Origin of the sequence: Bartonella sp. W8151, assembly GCF_016100385.1 — a bacterium.
GTDB classification, from domain to species: domain Bacteria; phylum Pseudomonadota; class Alphaproteobacteria; order Rhizobiales; family Rhizobiaceae; genus Bartonella; species Bartonella apis.
On sequence record NZ_JACFSO010000002.1, the window covers coordinates 546495 to 563983 of the forward strand.

Annotated in this window: 13 protein-coding genes; 2 read left to right on the forward strand and 11 right to left on the reverse strand. The window is 45.3% G+C overall.

The genetic code is table 11. The annotated features are described in order from the left end of the window. Positions 1-45 precede the first annotated feature (45 nt). The 5 genes from H3V14_RS05220 to pcaD form a co-directional block, all read right to left on the reverse strand. Positions 46-1089 (reverse strand): 3-carboxy-cis,cis-muconate cycloisomerase, encoded by a 1044-nt coding sequence (locus H3V14_RS05220; RefSeq protein ID WP_198227085.1) that lies wholly within the window; start codon positions 1087-1089, stop codon positions 46-48. A 284-nt stretch (positions 1090-1373) separates the two neighbouring features. After that, the gene (gene pcaG / locus H3V14_RS05225; RefSeq protein WP_198227087.1) at positions 1374-2000 is read right to left on the reverse strand and encodes a protocatechuate 3,4-dioxygenase subunit alpha; all 627 of its coding nucleotides are present in this window, start codon (positions 1998-2000) and stop codon (positions 1374-1376) included. A 1-nt stretch (position 2001) separates the two neighbouring features. Beyond that, complete coding sequence (gene pcaH, locus H3V14_RS05230; protein ID WP_198227089.1) at positions 2002-2721, reverse strand: protocatechuate 3,4-dioxygenase subunit beta; 720 nt, start codon at positions 2719-2721, stop codon at positions 2002-2004. A gap of 24 nt (positions 2722-2745) precedes the next feature. Then, the gene (gene pcaC / locus H3V14_RS05235) at positions 2746-3141 is read right to left on the reverse strand and encodes a 4-carboxymuconolactone decarboxylase (protein WP_198227090.1); all 396 of its coding nucleotides are present in this window, start codon (positions 3139-3141) and stop codon (positions 2746-2748) included. Beyond that, on the reverse strand, positions 3134-3931 hold the full coding sequence (gene pcaD, locus H3V14_RS05240) for a 3-oxoadipate enol-lactonase (RefSeq protein WP_198227092.1): 798 nt from the start codon (positions 3929-3931) through the stop codon (positions 3134-3136). The genes pcaC and pcaD overlap by 8 nt, the downstream gene beginning before the upstream one ends. Positions 3932-4020: 89 nt before the next feature. Here pcaD and pcaQ point away from each other — a divergent pair, with 89 nt between their 5' ends. Next, entirely contained in the window at positions 4021-4944 is a 924-nt protein-coding gene (pcaQ, locus tag H3V14_RS05245; RefSeq protein ID WP_210326546.1) for a pca operon transcription factor PcaQ, read from the forward strand. Between the two features lie 130 nt (positions 4945-5074). On the opposite strand, the gene pqqE is transcribed toward pcaQ, so the two are convergent. The 6 genes from pqqE to H3V14_RS05275 all read right to left on the reverse strand — a co-directional run bounded on the left by pqqE (position 5075) and on the right by H3V14_RS05275 (position 12324). Continuing rightward, the gene (gene pqqE / locus H3V14_RS05250; RefSeq protein ID WP_198227094.1) at positions 5075-6169 is read right to left on the reverse strand and encodes a pyrroloquinoline quinone biosynthesis protein PqqE; all 1095 of its coding nucleotides are present in this window, start codon (positions 6167-6169) and stop codon (positions 5075-5077) included. Continuing rightward, the gene (pqqD, locus tag H3V14_RS05255) at positions 6166-6471 is read right to left on the reverse strand and encodes a pyrroloquinoline quinone biosynthesis peptide chaperone PqqD (RefSeq protein WP_198227096.1); all 306 of its coding nucleotides are present in this window, start codon (positions 6469-6471) and stop codon (positions 6166-6168) included. Before pqqD ends, pqqE begins: the two co-directional genes overlap by 4 nt. Further along, positions 6468-7226 (reverse strand): pyrroloquinoline-quinone synthase PqqC, encoded by a 759-nt coding sequence (gene pqqC, locus H3V14_RS05260; RefSeq protein ID WP_198227098.1) that lies wholly within the window; start codon positions 7224-7226, stop codon positions 6468-6470. The genes pqqD and pqqC overlap by 4 nt, the downstream gene beginning before the upstream one ends. Next, a complete protein-coding gene (gene pqqB, locus H3V14_RS05265; protein ID WP_198227100.1) occupies positions 7219-8154 on the reverse strand; it encodes a pyrroloquinoline quinone biosynthesis protein PqqB in 936 nt (311 codons plus the stop codon). The genes pqqC and pqqB overlap by 8 nt, the downstream gene beginning before the upstream one ends. Before the next feature lie 399 nt (positions 8155-8553). Beyond that, positions 8554-11001 carry a membrane-bound PQQ-dependent dehydrogenase, glucose/quinate/shikimate family gene (locus tag H3V14_RS05270; RefSeq protein WP_198227102.1) on the reverse strand — a complete coding sequence of 816 codons (2448 nt, stop codon included), beginning with the start codon at positions 10999-11001 and terminating at the stop codon, positions 8554-8556. 285 nt (positions 11002-11286) lie between these two features. Continuing rightward, the gene (locus H3V14_RS05275) at positions 11287-12324 is read right to left on the reverse strand and encodes a LacI family DNA-binding transcriptional regulator (RefSeq protein WP_198227104.1); all 1038 of its coding nucleotides are present in this window, start codon (positions 12322-12324) and stop codon (positions 11287-11289) included. Positions 12325-13724: 1400 nt separating this feature from the next. On the opposite strand from H3V14_RS05275, the gene H3V14_RS05280 reads away from it, so the two are divergent. Continuing rightward, a complete protein-coding gene (locus H3V14_RS05280; RefSeq protein ID WP_198227107.1) occupies positions 13725-17483 on the forward strand; it encodes an autotransporter outer membrane beta-barrel domain-containing protein in 3759 nt (1252 codons plus the stop codon). Positions 17484-17489: the final 6 nt, after the last annotated feature.

Here is a 17489-nt window from a genome sequence, read left to right on the forward strand (position 1 = left end):
ATTGCTCTTCGTAGTTCTCCCGCAATTTCATCGCGATAACGGGTACTAGGTTCTCACCTCCTGAAATGACATCGTTTCCATTAGCTGCCGCATCTCTAACAAAGCTCCTCCCGATGTCACCGCCATTTGCGGCAAAACCAGCCATTCCAAGCTCCATGCAGCGCCAGATCTTTCATTTTCATGGATGAGAGATTGTGCAATTGTGCCGAGAAGTCCGGCTTGCAGCCGCGCTATAGACACGAGAATTTCAGCCTTAACAGGATTGTTTTTATGAGGCATTGCAGAAGATGTTCCGCTCTTTGCCAGCGCGATTGCGTGTACTTCGTTTTGCGCCATTAAAACAATATCCTGACCGATTTTTCCGAGTGTTCCCGCAATGAGACAGAATGTTTCGGCAATGTCGATAATCCGGCTACGGTCCGTCTGCCAGCTATTTCCATAATTGAGATCAAGCTTCTCAGCCATCAAGCGGACAATATCGCGACTTTTCATGCCGAAATCCGAATTATTGCCGATTGCTCCGCCGGTTTGTACAGTAAAAAAAGTCGATTGCGCGTGGGAGAGCCTTGATTGATCGGCTAAAAGTACATTCTTCCAGGACGAAAGCTTGTCGGAAACGGTCATCGGACGGGCAATTTGCATGCGTGTATGGGCGATATAAGTTTGCGTTCCGTAACGCTTTACCAAGTCTCCAATTAGCTCAAGAATGATGCTTAAAGATTGTTCCAATCTTTTAAAAACACGTTTTAACCTCAACATAAGCGCAGTGTCGACAATATCTTGACTGGTTGAACCTTTGTGGATTGACGTATCAAATGGCGCTTCGGCTTTTTTGCGAAGCTGTTTGACGAGTTCGGGAACGGGAACGCCGTCACGTTGCATCGCTTGTTTTATGGCTGCAACATCAGGCTTGAAACCGGCGTAGAGTTTTTCAAGATAGGTTCCATGCGCTTCAGGAATAAATCCTGTTTCTTTCTGCGCAAATGCCAAGGCAGCTTCAACATCAATCATAGATTGCAATTCGGCGTCGATCGAAAACAGCTTTGAAATTTCGGGGTCCTCAACCAGACAATCAATCAGTTTTTCCAAAATCGCACACTCCCGATAGCTTCAAATTGTTTGTAACTTTCTAGCAAAGCCTTTTTATATTCGTTTTACGTCCAATTAGGCCAACGAACCTATATGCTCTGTTTCGTTCAGCTTAAAAATTTCCGCATACAGAATTTGTCATCTATAAAAATATAGTTTTATCTTGATCCGTTCCGGTTTTTGACCGGATTGCTTGCGGCATATTGGCATGAGATCGTGATTTCAGAGATAAGTTACGCCAATGGAATGAAAAAACGTTCCATTGGCGGCCATGCTTTTCCAGCTTAAATATCCAGAAAAACAGTTTCATTTTCACCTTGAACGATAATATTGAAGGTGAAGACAGTGACATTATCGCGTTCGGACTTTTTTGCGATCAACGTATTGCGACGTTTTTCAGAATCAATCCGGTTGAGGAGGGGGTCCTGTTTGTTCAATTCCTCCATATCGGAAAAATACGCACGCGTATGAAGGCCGATATTGATACCTCGTGCGCCGACCCAAACTGTTATATGCGGTGCCTGTTTACGTCCATCGGGGTAGGGAGTAACGCCCGGCCGAATTGTTTCAAACCGGAAAAAGGCTTTATCGGCTGATGCCGGCTGCCGTCCCCATCCGGTGAAAGTCAGGTCGGCTCTGCCCCGCGTCTCGTTGACAGAATTATAAAGCCCGTTGGCATCGGCTTGCCAGATTTCAACCAAGGCGTCTTTAATCGGCTCGCCACCACCGTCAAAAACTTGTCCTTCGAGAATAATACGCTCGCCTTTTGTTTCATCTGTCAACATTGTCGAACCGAGATCATGGGGATAGACACCATGAATGCCGACATAATTGGGTGTTGCACCGATATGGATGTAGGGGCCAACGGTTTGCGAGGGAGATTCTTTAAGATAATGAAATTCCTGAACCATATTAATTGCCCTCCATACGATTTTCAAACATTGTCGAACGACGCCCGCGAAGCACAATGTCAAACTTATAAGCCAAAGCATCCATCGGTATTGTTGCATTGCGATCAAGTTTTGCTATCAGGCGGCCGATGGCTTCCGGATCGGGAATTGTTTTGACAATCGGGCACTGCCATATCATCGGATCACCTTCAAAATACATTTGGGTAATCAAACGTTGCGCAAATGCATGACCGAATATCGAAAAATGGATATGAGCCGGACGCCAATCATTCACACCGTTCGGCCACGGATATGCACCCGGTTTTATTGTACGGAACATGTAGAAGCCGTTTTCATCGGTAATGGTGCGCCCGCATCCACCAAAGTTCGGGTCAATCTCGGCAAGATAGGTTTCTTTTTTGTGCCTGTAACGGCCGCCGGCATTGGCTTGCCAGAATTCAAGTAAAGCACCGGGAATGCCGTTGCCGTTTTCGTCAAGAACACGCCCGTAAACCACAATGCGCTGGCCAATCGGCGAACCTGTCTTGGCATAATTGCGGATAAGATCGTTATCCAGTTCACCAAGTAAATCGTGGCCAAAAACCGGACCTGTCATTTCCGAGATCGTCGGTCCCAACGAAAGCAAAGCATTGCGAGGTGACCGCAAAACACTGGTTTTGTATTGAGGTGTATATGCTGGTGGATGCCAATCTCTATCCCGCTGGATGAAACGTCCATTCATTTTTTCCTCCTCCTATCAATTCAACTATTGCTGAACACCAAGTTTGTGTAATTCCCTCTTGGCAATCTTGATTGCGCTATTGGCGCTTGGAACGCCCGCATAAACCGCCACATGCATGAGTGTTTCAATGATGTCCTGAGCGGTAGCACCGGTGTTTTGCGTGGCATTGACGTGCATGGCAAATTCTTCCTCGTGTCCCAAAGCTGCCAATAAAGCCAATGTCACAATCGAACGTTCCCGTTTGCTGAATTGTGGACGGGACCATAAACTACCCCATGCGCCCTCTGTTATGAATGTCTGGAAATCGCTATCAAACGGCGTTGTATTGGCTACAGCCCTGTCAACATAGGAATCCCCAAGCACCTGCCGGCGTGTAAGCATACCTTTTTCATAACGCTCGTTTTTTCCATTTTCAGCCATGCAATTTCTCCGAAATAAAACTTCTCAATGCCTTTATGGTAAGCTCCGGCTGCTCTATACATGGTAGATGTCCGCAAGCAGCGATGGTTTGATAATCAGCATTGGCAATGAGATCAGCTGTTTGTTTGACCAATCGCGGTGGTGTCGATAGGTCGTTTTCTCCGACAATAACCAGTGTTGGCAATTTCAATTCAGCAGTCTGTGATGTGAGATCACTATCACGCAATGCAAAACAGGTGGCGCAGTAAGCTTTGGAACTGGTCCGTTCCAACATATTGCGGTAACACGCATAAGCATCGGGTCTTTTCTGCTTGAAATCGTGCGTTAGCCAGCGAGTCATGATATTTTTGCCGACAGCGGGAATTCCCCGTTCACGAATAATAGCAATCCTCTCGTTCCATGATTTATCGTCGCCAATTTTGGCAGCCGTATCCATCAATACAAGTCCGGCAACTTTTTCCGGATGATGATAAGCAAAATTTTGTGCGATAAGTCCGCCTACCGATAGTCCCACGAGTATGAGGTCGTCTTTCCATGAGACAGTATTGAGGAGTTCAAACAAATCTTTGGTCAGAAGATCAATCGAATAAGCTTCGTCTTCACCACCGGAAAGTCCATGACCCCGCTTGTCGTAACAAAGGCACCGGTAATCCTTTGAAAGATCGGTAAAGACATCATCCCAAATGCGTAAATCTGTACCCAGCGAATTGATAAAGACGATGTGACGACGTTTATCAGCTCCGCTTATAGAATAATTTACCGCTATGTCATTTGCAAAACAGAATTTCATATCGTCCCCTCCAATGATGACTTTAAAAAAATTAAGTGATTATGTAAAATGATAAATTATGCTTGTAATATAACTAATGGGTTATAAAAATGATAGCCTTCCAACAGATCAGGCTTCGCCATTTGAAGACGTTTCAAGAAGTTGCGAGGCAGAAAAGTATAAGTGCCGCTGCAGATGCATTGGCAATTACACAACCCGGCGTTTCCAAGACCATTCGCGAATTGGAAACCATTCTTGATACAGAACTTTTCGACCGCAGTCATAGAACACTCCGTCTGACACCGGTTGGCAAGCGCTTTTTGACGCATATAGAAAATTCTATGCTGGCATTGCGTTTGGGCGTCGAAGAAATTGAAGAAACGCACTCGCCGGAAGCAAAGCCGCTCCATATTGGTGCATTGCCAACTGTGTCTGCGCGTCTGTTACCAAAAGCTATACAACGTTATATTGCTCGTAAAATAGGAGGCAGGCCGGTTATCGTAACGGGACCGAATAATTATCTGATCAATCAGTTACGCGATGGCAGGGTTGATATTGTCATAGGCCGGATGGGCGAACCGTCAGAAATGATTGGATTGCGTTTCGAGCATCTTTATTCAGAAAAAATCTGTTTTGCAGTACGTCCGGATCACCCGCTTTTGAAACGAACCAATTTCGATCGTGCAGCGATGGGGCAATATGATTTTATCCTGCCAACCCAACAATCGATTATTCGTCCGGCAGTAGAAAAACTATTGCTGATTTCCGATATGCCTCGCCTCAATATCGTTGCAGAAACTGTCTCAACTGCTTTTGGCCGTTCATATACGCGCTCAAGTGATGCAATATGGGTGATTTCCGAAGGGGTAGTTCTGGAAGATATTCGTTCTGGTTCTTTGGTGGCCTTGCCGGTTGATACGTCGGAAACTTTGGGCCCGGTAGGCATGACATTGCGAACGGAAAGCAATGTTTCACCGGCTCTTGAATTTGTGATGAATGATATCCGTAGCGAAGCAAACAATTTTCATCCTTGAAGCGGGATCAAGAAAAAGCTTTAACCATCTTGTTTTTAAACGTTTTTCGTCAACAACGAAAGGAATGGAATGCTGTGCCGAACATCTGCCTGAGATGGAATTTGGTAAATTTGGCTAATACTGGTTATGATTATTGAAAGAGGCCTATGCGTCGGTATTGAAGCGGCGCATTGGCATGACTTGCTTGCTCTCCCAACTGTTTGATTTTCTTGTGAAATGGCGATTTGATGCAGGCGGGATCGGTTGCTGAAGCATCGCCTGCCAATGCCAGTGCCTGACAACGACAGCCACCAAAATCTATATTACGTCTTTTGCAGGAACGGCATGGCTCAGGCATCCAGTCAAAACCACGGAAGGCATTGAACGCACTTGAATTATGCCAGATTTCGGAAAGTGTTTTTTCTCCGAACTTGTCAAAATGTAATGTTTTTATTGTTCTTGCCGCATGACAGGGTAGAACTGTGCCGTCAGGGATGACGACAAATGCATCGCGAGCCCAGCCGCCCATGCATGGCTTGGGGTAATCGGCAAAATAGTCGGGAATGACATAGTCTATATTGATAACACCCCGTAGCTTTTCGCGATATTTTTCGACCTTTTCCATCTGTTTTTCAAAGTCTTCACGCTTGGGCATCAAGGCGTTGCGATTGAGTAATGCCCAGCCGGAATATTGAACATTGGCGATTTCGATGCGTTCGGCGTCAAGCTTGAGCGCAAGATCGAAATAGGCATCAAGTTCGTCAATGTTGTAACGATGGATCGGAGCATTCAATGTAAGGGGCAGCCCCAGTTTACGGACAAGTTTTGCAGTTGCGATTTTCTTCTCGAATGCGCCTTTATAATGGCCTATCAATTCTGTTGTTTGCGGCGTTGTACCCTGTAGTGATAGCTGCACGTGATCAAGGCCAGCCTCTTTCAAAGCTTCCAATTTTGCTTCGGGCAAAGCAACGCCGGCGGTAATAAGGTTCGAGTAAATGCCGTTATCGTGAACGGCTGCAACGATCTCTACAAGATCTTTTCGCAATGTCGGTTCGCCACCGGACAAATGCGCTTGTAACACGCCGAGCTTTGCTGCTTCTTTGAAAAGCTTTTCCCAAAAGTTTTTATCCTGTTCCTGATCGGCTTTCATGAGTTCCAGAGGGTTGGAACAATAGGGACATTGAAGCGGGCATCGATAAGTGAGTTCCGCCAGCATACTGATGGGAGGGAAAATTTCTACAGTCATATTTTTACGACAAGTTGGTCGGCCCAATCTTGTAAAAAGTAGTAAACATCGTCAATGATTTCGTGAACCGGAGCATCATAGGTTTCGGATAAAGAAAGCGCAATCTCGTGTGCAGTTTTCGTTCCATCACAAAGCCGTAATATATCAAGTCCGATTTCATTCGGCCAAAATACTTTTTCCGGCGAAAGAAGTGCATAAGCTTTTCTCACCGGTTCATACTGAATTCGCACGTGATGGAACAATTCCGGGCGACTTTTGTCGCTCAGAATTTTTCTTTGTTTTGTCAAACGGTCCGCCATCATTCGTTTGATGTACCACGAAAAGCACCGGGGGGAATGCGTCCGGCTTCACCGTAAGCATAATCCAGCGCATCAAGCATTGACCAGAGCACACCGGTTTTAAAGATCAAAGCATCTATGACGGCCTGCTGTTTTTCGGGCGTATTTGCATGTTCGCGCACATAGGCCAATGAAAAACTTGAATCCTTCGGTGCCTGCGTCAATCTCGGTTTGAAATAGGCCAATGTCTCTTCGCTCACATAAGGATATTTTGCCAAAATACCCGGAACACGTTCGGCAATGATTGTCGGTGAAAACAACTCCGTTAATGAAGAGGCAACACCTTCGAGAAGCGGCCGCTGGCGACAAAAGTTGACATAAGCTTCAACAGCAAAACGTGTTGACCAAAGAGCCTGTCTTTCGCTTTTGACCACCTCTTCATCAAGTCCCAAACCGGTGGCAAGTTTCAACCAGCGCGCAACGCCGCCATCCAGTCCGTTTGTGCCATCATGATCGCTAATTCTGCGGCGCCATTCGGCGCGGAAAACCGGATCTTTGGAATTCATCAGAATTGCCGCATCCTTTCGCGGAATGGCTGCCTGATAACAATAGCGGTTCAATGCCCAGGCTTGAAGTTGCAATTTCGTCATTTTGCCAGCCATCATCATTTTATGATGGGGGTGGTTGATATGGTAACGTTCTTTGCCTATCTGACGTAGTATTTTTTCAAGCTCATCAGGTGTCAAGCCATTGCGGGCGATATTATGATAATCAGTCAAAATTTATCTCCATTCCGTCAAATGCAACTTCCCAGCCGGATTGTTCGACTTCATGACGTTCAGCCGAATGATCATCAAGGACCGGATTACTATTGTTGATATGAATAAATATTTTTCTAGAAACTTTTGCGTTACGCCAGGCTTCGATAGCGCCGTCTGCGCCCGATATCGACATATGCCCCATGCGTTGTCCGGTTTTGGGGCCAAGGCCGGCTTTTATCATCTCGTCATCGCGAAATAACGTGCCGTCAAAAAACAGGCAATCGCTATTTTCTGTCTGATTTTTGACCAAGGAACTTACCCTTGCACAGCCGGGAATATAGGAAACCGAGCGATTGTTTTCCTTGTCAAAAATCCTGACGCCGATTGTATCTTCGGTTTCCGAACCAAAATTCTTTTTCTTTTTGTCTTCCAGAAAAAGTGCAATTTTCCCCGGAACAGGAAAAGCCCTGATATCGAGGCCGGTTGGTTCATTATTGACATCGGAAATCGTCGTTAACCTGTTAAGCGGCAATATTATTTTCTTGACTATAGCCGGATCCAGAATGTTGAAAACGGGATTACTGTCGAGCACATTAATAACCCGTTCTGTTGCGTAAATGACAAATGGTTCTCTTTCCCGCATCGTTAAAAGGCCTGCGATATGATCAATATCGGCATTGGTGAGAACAACTGCTGAAATCGGTGTTGAACGCAACAGTCCATTCGGGTCGGGGAAAAGTTCCGGAGTGGAATTGATTTGCTGGCGTAAATCGGGCGAGGCGTTGAAGAGTATCCAGTGTTTTTTATCTACCGAGGCAATGATGCTTGATTGCGTGCGGGGTAAGAAACCCGGTTGATGGTTGCGCGCATTGCGGCTCAGATAATAATTGCAATTCCATTGCGGAAAGCCGCCGCCTGCTGCTGATCCTAAAACTTTAATATACATAATGAATTGTCTGATTTGGCGTTTTTATTAGCTTGGCGATATTGCCAAAACTTTGAAACAACCGGCATTAGAAATATTCTGCAAAAATATTGAATATGAATATCCGGTCAATTCATATTTTAAACTTTACGGGTTAGATGCCGAAATGTTGTATCAGCCGACATAAAACCGAATGAAGTGCTACGCCTGCAGAAAAGGCTGCAGGCGTCACAGTCATATCAACGTTTGTTCTTTACTTCCGCCGGCAAGTAACGGGAAATTTCCATTCCTGCTGCGACTTGACACATAGACGGTTTTTTCCATGTTTTTTTCACGGTTTTTCTCCTTCAATATTCGGGTTTATTGCTTCTGCCGGATAGACCGGAAGAAGCTTTTTCTAAAAAGGGCGGAATGTCCCTTTTATTTGTTATCCGGCAAGCTATAGGCGATGACCAGATCGGAACGGTTTTTGTTGGTTCCTGTCCGTGTGGCACCGCCCACAACGGCAACGATATACTGTTTGCCATCCTTGCCGATGTAAGACATTGGTGCGCCTTGGCCACCAACGGGCAGGCGCCCGCGCCAGAGTTCTTTTCCTGTGTCGCTATCAAATGCACGGATGTAATAATCAAGCGAACCGTGGAAGAAGGTCAATCCACCGCCGGTAACAAGCGGCCCGCCCATTGTCGGCATCCCGAGCGGAATGTAAACACCAGGAACAAATCCATGAACCGGTGCATCCTGAATGGAACCCAGCGGTACTTGCCATTTTGTTTTTCCGGTAACAAGGTCGATAGCCGTCAATGAACCGAATGGTGGTTTAAAGCACGGTACACCGAGTGGCGAAACAAACATAGAGCGTTCAACACCCCAAGGCGTGCCGGTTTGCGTTGAATATTCGCCTTCAGTTGTCGGCTTCAAACCGATTTTCTTGGCGACATCCTGTTTAATGAAACGGCCCCATTGTGCCATACGGATATCATTGACGATAAGCGTACCGGTTGAAGCGTCGATTGCGCCGCCACCCCAGTTCATGCCGCCATAATAGCCGGGGAAAATAAGAGTACGTTTCTTATCCGATAATGGTGTCCATTCGCCTTCCCAACGCATCGATTTGAATGCGATACGGCAAACGAGCTGATCGAAGATTGTGGCACCCCACATATCGGATTCTTTAAGTTTTTCTGTACCGATTGAAAGAGCCGAGAAAGGTTGTGTCGGTGCAACATTCATGCCCGGCATCGCATCTGTGGAGACTGCACGTTGCTCGACCGGATAGACCGGTTGTCCATTGCGACGGTCAAGAACAAAAATCTCGCCACGTTTTGTCAACTGGATGACAACCGGTACAACGGAACCATCGGGTCTTGGGAGGTCATAAAGAATAGGCTGGGAAGAAACGTCATAGTCGAACTGGTCGATATTGGCAGTTCTAAAATGCCAGGCTTCCTTACCTGTTTTTATGTCTACCGCGACGATAGAGTCGTTATATTCATCCGAATAAGGGTGGCGATTACCTGTCCAGAAGTCCGGTGTCTGGTTACCTGTCGGGAAATAGACAAGGTGGAGCTTCGGATCATAGGCGGCTGTGCCCCAGAAATTCGGTGTTTCAGGCGCATAGGTCTGACCTGCAGGAAGCGGAGTGCTGTCTTTTGCACCACGTGCTGCATCCCATGCCCAGAGAATTTTACCGGTAATGGCGTCAAAACCACGAACAACACCGGAAGGTTCACCAACCGTCAGGTTATCGTTCAAACGTCCACCAACGACAATCACGCCATCGGCAACAAGCGGAGCGGAGGTGATATTGTACGAGCCCTGATCGCTTGTCGGCGGCTCTTTTGTAAGACCAACAGTCAGGTCAACAAAACCATTGTCGCCGAAGCCGTCACAAAGCTTGCCGGTTTCCGCATCAAGTGTGAAGAGACGTGCGTCAATTGTGGTTACAACAATACGTTTGTGGCAAACTGTCGGAAGGGCAGCCTGAGTATTGCTGCTGTGTTCATTATCACCGTTTGATGCTGAATGATTGGCAGCAGCTTGTTCATACTGCTCAGTGAGGTCCGTATAGCCAACGCCACGGCATCTCTTCCAGCCTTTTGTACTCTGGAAGATTTTCGGCTTCGGATCATATTTCCATTTTTCAGTTCCGGTTGTTGCATCAAGTGCAATAATCTTGTTGAGCGGCGTGCAAAGGTAAACTGTGTCATCCACTTTCAGCGGAGTGACCTGATATTCCGCTCCGTCGATTGCAAGATCGCCTGTATGATAAGTCCAGGCAACTTTCAAATCCTTGACGTTGGATTTGTTGATCTGGTCGAATTGTGCATAACGGTTGCCTTTGGTGTTGCGCCCCCATGCAGGCCAATCATTTCCACTGTCCTTGCCGGCATCGCTATAGACAACCGGTGACTTTTCGCCACTTGCTGTTACCAATGCATGCGGACGCGGCATATTGGCGAGAACCGCAATAACAGCGATGGCGAGTACAACAGAACTGATCGTTGCGAACATTGCTGAAAATGACTTTGCGCCATTTTTCTTGAGCAATGCCGGCGAAATAATGGAAACGACCAAAGCAAAAACAAGAAATACCATAATTCTTGGCACAAGTTGCCAAAAATCAAAGCCGACTTCCCAGAATGCCCATAAAAGATCAACTATGAGAAGTCCGTAGGCAACCCATAAAGCCGTTGAACGGCGTCTATAGACATCAAAGCCGATGACGATCATGGCTATACCCGCAATGGCATAAAACCAGGAACCGCCCAATGCTATGAGCCAAACACCTCCAAAGGTGAGCGCCAACCCTAAAAGTAGGGCAATAATACCAAGGACGCGAAGCGCCCAAACTTTCCAATTCGTCATTTATACTCCCAATCTTATTGGATTACCCCAGCGTTTAATCAAGTAACGAACAAATTTTCGGCGCATTGCTTCGCTAGATTTTGCCCGCTTGCTTAACCGACTAGCAATTACATTGAGAAAACAAAGGTCTAAAACCTTTCAAAATGCACTCAGCCTGAAAATACTTGGACCCTATTTAAGCTGCGACATTTTGTCTCTAATTTTGTCTAGTCTGACAATAGCAGAGCGGCAAGATGTGCTGCTTCACTAAAATGACGCAATTGCCGCAATTAAAAACTTGCCTTTTCAGATATTTGTTTTGCAAAAAATTTTGAACTCGGGCTGCTTCAGATGCATGCCATGATTTCCCGCCAAAATCGGGGCTGCTGCATTGGCTATTGCCCATGCAACTTGTGTGTCGGCATCTTGATCAAGAACGAAGTCAATCACGTCTTGTTGAAGGAGCAGCTTGTGCTTATCACTCAACTCATGGCTGATCCACTTTGGCCGGTTCGGCATTTTTTTCAAAATATTGCCGATAGCGTCCGGTGAGTGGACTGTTGAATATATTCCTACGATATGATGCTTTTTGAATGTCTCGAGCACAATTCTACTCGTCATATCGTCATCTTCATTGGTTTCGTGAATGATGACCGGATAACGCTGGTCGATTATTTTCAGAAAGCCGACAACTCGATCGCGATGTTCCCGCCTTTTCATCGAGCCTTGAATAACAAGAATCTCTCCGTCATCACGTAATATTCCATTCATCAAGTGTCCGGCAGTTTGTCCCTGAACAAAATTGTCAACGCCGCCATAAAGATGGTCGACATCAATCGGTACGTCATTGACAATAGTAACAATTTGCTCGCCACGTTTCGCCACTTCAAGAAGTGCGGGGATAGCAGCTTCATCCGATCCGGCTGCTATAATCAGTGCATTGCGTTGAAAAGGGGGCGTCAGAATTGCTTTATAAAGGCCGTCATGGTCACCTTCGGGAATGAGTGTACGGTGCAATGAAATATATGACGGTAAATTGCGGGCGTGAATTTGCGCAAATGAATCAATTTCACCCCACAAGGGTGAATGGTTGTGGAGCCCGTTTTTAGGAATAATAAGTTCGATGCGGTATGTACCATGCCAGAGATCCGGCAGAACGCGTTTTATGCCAAGTTCCCGTGCAGCAGCAATAATTTTTTTGCGGGTTACTTCCGATACGCTTCCACGTTCGTTCAAAACACGATCGACCGTGCTTCGGCTCATCCCTGCCAGCCTTGCAATATCGGATGTATTTACACGTTTAATGGCTGCTTTTCCCAAGTTTGAATAGGCTATGGCTGACAAAAACTCTCCTCCCGAAAATATATCCCGAAAATTGATATCGAAATTGCATTGAAGAAATACTGCAATCCTTTTTCAAAGACCTGAAAACACACTGAAGCAGATCAAACGTGTCCGGAATTAGGAATATCTAGAACACGATGAGCTTTTCGATTGACGTTTTGCATCTCTTTAAAAATGGAGTTTAATAATAACATAAAGCTTGATTTGAAAATCTGTTTTCCCGCCCTGTAACAATTTTTTGAAGAGATGAAATATTTTTAGAAACAAATATAATATTGTGAATGGCTATTAATTCAAGTAAATAAACGTGAATAAATTATCTAATATATATTATGAAAAACAGATTAAATTGGATAGTATTATTTTTTATTATTAAAATATATTAATATGTAATCAATTTAAAATTATAAAAATTCCTCTCATATTATTATTCGGTTTTTCAAATTGCAAAACCTCGCAAATTCTCGGGGCGTTATTCAACCTGTTCACCCTGATAAATGATAATGCCGGACAGGATGCTTTCCGGAGGTTTTGCCTGAAATTTTCATGACCCATATGTTTTTTATGGGCTCTTTTTGTCGGCTCCTTTATATCGGCTACGCTTGTAGATTGGGTATTTATAACGCCGTCTATTTCAATTTCTATCATCACCTCCACATGTTGGCTTTATAGAGTCTGCGAAACGTGTAATTTTTAACCTCGTTCCCACAGAACGCGTCACACCTTATTTCATTGCAAATCGCTTTTGTGAGGCACAACAGCGATAGTTTAATCTGATCTTCATCCGGTTTTCGACACCAGCAATTGGTGAGTGATAAACTTCAATCAATCGGGATTTTTTAAAAAATTCAGCTCGTTTTAAAACAGGTGGCGAGTAATCGGATTTTTGTCCGGTTAAAACAAGCTTGAACATTGCTGCCGACAGATCGGACGTATCTGAAAACGCGTTCAATAACGGTCATCAGGTCGGTTATCAATAACATTTTGAATCGTTGGATCAGCTCTTGATGCGTCGCGAAAGCGATTTCTGATTTAATCGAATTGGTTATTGTCTGAAAGTATTAGAGATTCGCTATGAAGGCGCGAAGCTTTGATATTGAATATTGACGATCAAAAACATAATCCACTCTAGGTTGATTTATCTGTTTGAATGCTAGAAAAACCAAAAAATGACGATTTTTCATTATTTTATAGAGATTTAGATTATAAGAAGAAGAATTTTTTCAACTATAAATGAAAAAAAACTGTGATAAATTAGCCAAAGAACAGCATAAAATTAACTAAAACGATTTTTTTCTGCTTGTTCTGCACTTGAATTTATGTGCGTGTTATGCTTCTGAATTTTAAAAGGAGCTGGTCTGTCGTTATCAGCAAATAATTCTCAACGGGGCATTTTTACAATGAGTAAAAAATATTTCAGTACAACAGTGTCTGCTTTAACATTGGCATTGGCATTTGCGGGGTCGAATACGACTTCAGCGTGGGCTGGAACAATTAATTATAATGGTACTCAAGGCGATTACGACACATACCATAGTGAAAAAAACGGAACCTACGTGACAATTCACGAGAGTGACGTGAACAATATAGTTACAGTAGATAATCCGAGTAAGTTAACAGATGACTATAAAGCTCCTGATACCGTTGCAGGAGCATCGGCAACTAATGCTTCAGGAAATACCGTTAATATCCAGGGAACTGCGAAAGTTAATGAGGATGTTTATGGAGCAATCGTCGGAGACGGTGTTGCTGAGAAAAATAAGGTTGTCATAACCGACGGCCAAATTGGGGGCCGGGTAATGGGCGGCACTTCCAATGCCGGCAGTGCCAACAATAACAGCGTCGAGTTCTCAAAAGGCAATGTTACCGGAATGATATACGGTGGATTTGGGAAGACCGGTTCATCTGGCAACACTGTGACACTAGATGGAGGAACAGCGTCCGCAATTATTTTGGGTGGTGCTTCGTCAAGTGGAGATGTTAAAAATAATTCGGTTGTGGTCAAAAGTGGCAGCTACGGAAAGAATATTTACGCCGGTTACACGGACGCTGAAGGCGTAGTTGACAACAACACATTAACCCTGAGTGGTGGTGAGACTACTGCTTTTGTTGCAGGCGGTACATCTTCCAAGGATGCATCTGTTTCCAATAATCACGTCATTATGGATGGAACGGCAAGAGCATCAGGCATTGCAGGGGGATTTATTTTCGACAAAGCTGAAAAAAGCGATGCTATTGGAAATAGCGTAACCATTTCCGGCACCAGCGAAGTAACAGAAACTGCTTATGGCGGAATGGTTGACGTAGGTAATGGTTCAGCAAAAGATAATGTGACAACGATTTCCGGCGACGCAAAGGTTGTTGAAGCCGGGGGTGGTAATGCGCTAAATGGCGCAGCACAAGGAAACAAACTCGTCATCAATGGGGGAACTGTTACACTTGGCCACGGCGGGTTTTCACAGACCGGTTCGGCGTTACAAAATACGGTTGAAATGTCGGGGGGGACAGTAGAAAACCAGATTATTGGCGGGCGTTCGCAAAGTGGCACCGATCCGGATGCTATCAGCGTGTCAGGTAATCAGGTTACCATTACCGGTGGAACTGTCAAGAAAGATGTTATTGGCGGCGGAGCCGACACAGCGGGTAATGTGACAGGTAATGCCGTTACCATGAGTGGTGAGGGAACAAACGTAAAGGGAAATCTCGTTGCCGGTGCTAGTAAATTGGGCGATGTAACCGGTAACACTGTCAATTTAAATGGCGGTTCGGTCGAGAATTTCGTTTACGGGGGGCAAGCAACGAATGGTCGTGCCGATCGTAACATAATAAATGTTACCGGAGGGTCTGTCGGACGCAGCATTGTCGGCGGAGAAAGTAACAAGGGTACCGATAAAAATCAGATTCATGTTTCTGGCGGGACAATCAATGGGCAGATTACAGGGGGATATTCAACAGACAGTGCAAGCACAAATAATGTTGTCACGGTCAAGAATGTCACTGTTACAGGTAATCTAACTTCCGGCTACGTTGAGAAGTCGGAGAATGGCGAAGTATCGGGTAACGCCGAAGGCAATTCGCTTACGATTTCTGATAGTGCGACTGTTAATCAGGTTACCAGTGGTTATACACAATATGGCTCGGCGTCAAACAATACTTTGTTGGTGACCTCGAATGCAACAGTCAATACGTTTGCCGTGGCAGGTGCTTCCGAAAATGGTAATGTGAGCGGAAATTCGCTCACTATTAATGGGGGGGCACATTTGGCTGATTATGGCGTCGGTGGTAAAACACTTATTGGTGATGCGACAAATAACAGCGTGTCGATCGAAGATGCGACTATTGATGGCAATGTTTACGGTGGTGTTACGTCAAATGGTAATGCCACGAATAATTTGATCACTTTAACAGGTGGAAATGTAAAAATCGGCGGCACTGTTTATGGTGGTTTTTTTGACGGCGAGGTCAGATCGTCTGCAGATGTCTTTACCGGCAATACATTAAATCTCAATCACTTCCGAGGCGAGTTGGAGGGCATTGAAAACGTACAAAATTATAATTGGATTTTGCCGAAGGATGTTGTCAATAATGATGCTCTGGTTCGCATTACCGGCGAAAACCCCGTTAATCTTGCCAACACGACGCATAAAGTCGCAATTGACAACGATGGTAATCGCCTGACTGTTGGCGACAAAATTACGCTTATTGATAAAACTGCCAACGCGCCGACATCTGTTATGGAAGTCAAACAAGGCAATTTTCTGATCTATGACATGAAGGCAGAACAATCCGACAATGGTTATGTTCTAACCGCTCAAAATAGTCAGGCTGTGAAAGAGGAGCACTCTGGCGATAGCAACAATGTAGGAAACAACGGCGGAGAGAATACGTCCAACAATAGCGGAAGTAATAATGCCAATGGTAGCGGCAATAATAGCAACAATGCAGGTTCAAACGGCGGAGAGAATACAGTAGGTAACAGCGGCGATACCGGTGCTAACAATGGGACCAATGCCAATCAAAACAATGGCAATTCCGGCAACACTTCTAATACCGACAATTTGCCTAATGTTAATATCGGTGGAACTAACAACACCGGAAATACAGCGCATGGTGAGCAGGGCGAAAGCGGCAACCGCGAGCTTGCAGGTCGTATCAACCCGCAAACAAAGGCCTTTTCTGAGGGGCGTGTAGCATCTCTGGGCTTCTTGAATCAAGGAGCAGATTTGATTGCAAATTCCGGCATTCGTGCAGCCAAAAGTTCTGTTGCAGAGGGGCGCAGTAATCCATGGCAGATGAATTTGATGCCGTTCTTCGTTATTGACGGTAGCTCGAACCGTTATGAAACGGGAAGCCATGCAAATGTTGACGGTTTCAATATGGCTGTCGGATTGGCAACCGGCTTTGACCTTGCAGACAAACATCCGGTAACGCTCGGTGCATTCTTCGAATATGGCCGCGGTACATATGATACCTATAACAGCTTTGCCAATTATGCATCGGTTCATGGTGACGGTGACACGCACTATACCGGAGGCGGTGTTCTCGGCCGGATTGATTTTGCCGGAACAGGTTTGGGGCTTGTCAACAAGCTTGACGCAGGTCAGGCAGACGGGCTTTATGCAGAAGCATCGTTCCGTGCTGGTCATCTTGACACCGATTTTGACACGGATGACTTGTTGGGTGAATTCGGCGAGGGGAGTGATTACGACAGTGGGGCGGACTATTACGGCCTACATGGTGGTGTCGGTTATGTCATGAATTTTGACGAACGCAATTCGGTTGATGTCTATGGCCGCTATTTCTGGACAAAAGTCGATAGCGAAACCGTTGATGTCGGTCGTGACCGTTTGCACTTCGATGAAGCAGATAGTTCGCGTTTACGCATCGGTACCAGATATACGATGATTTATAACCAACAGCTCAAGCCATATGTCGGTATTGCTTACGATCATGAATTTGATGGTGAAGTTGCAGCCCGTGCTTATGGATTGAAATTGGACAAGCCATCTCTTGAAGGTGACACAGGCATTGTGGAAGCTGGTATTTCTATGAAACCGGTTAGCACGATTGATGCTTTGAGTGTTGATGTCAGCGGTCAAGGATTTATCGGCAGACGTGAAGGCGGCGGTGGCGGTCTCAAGATCAAATACCAGTTCTGATCAACC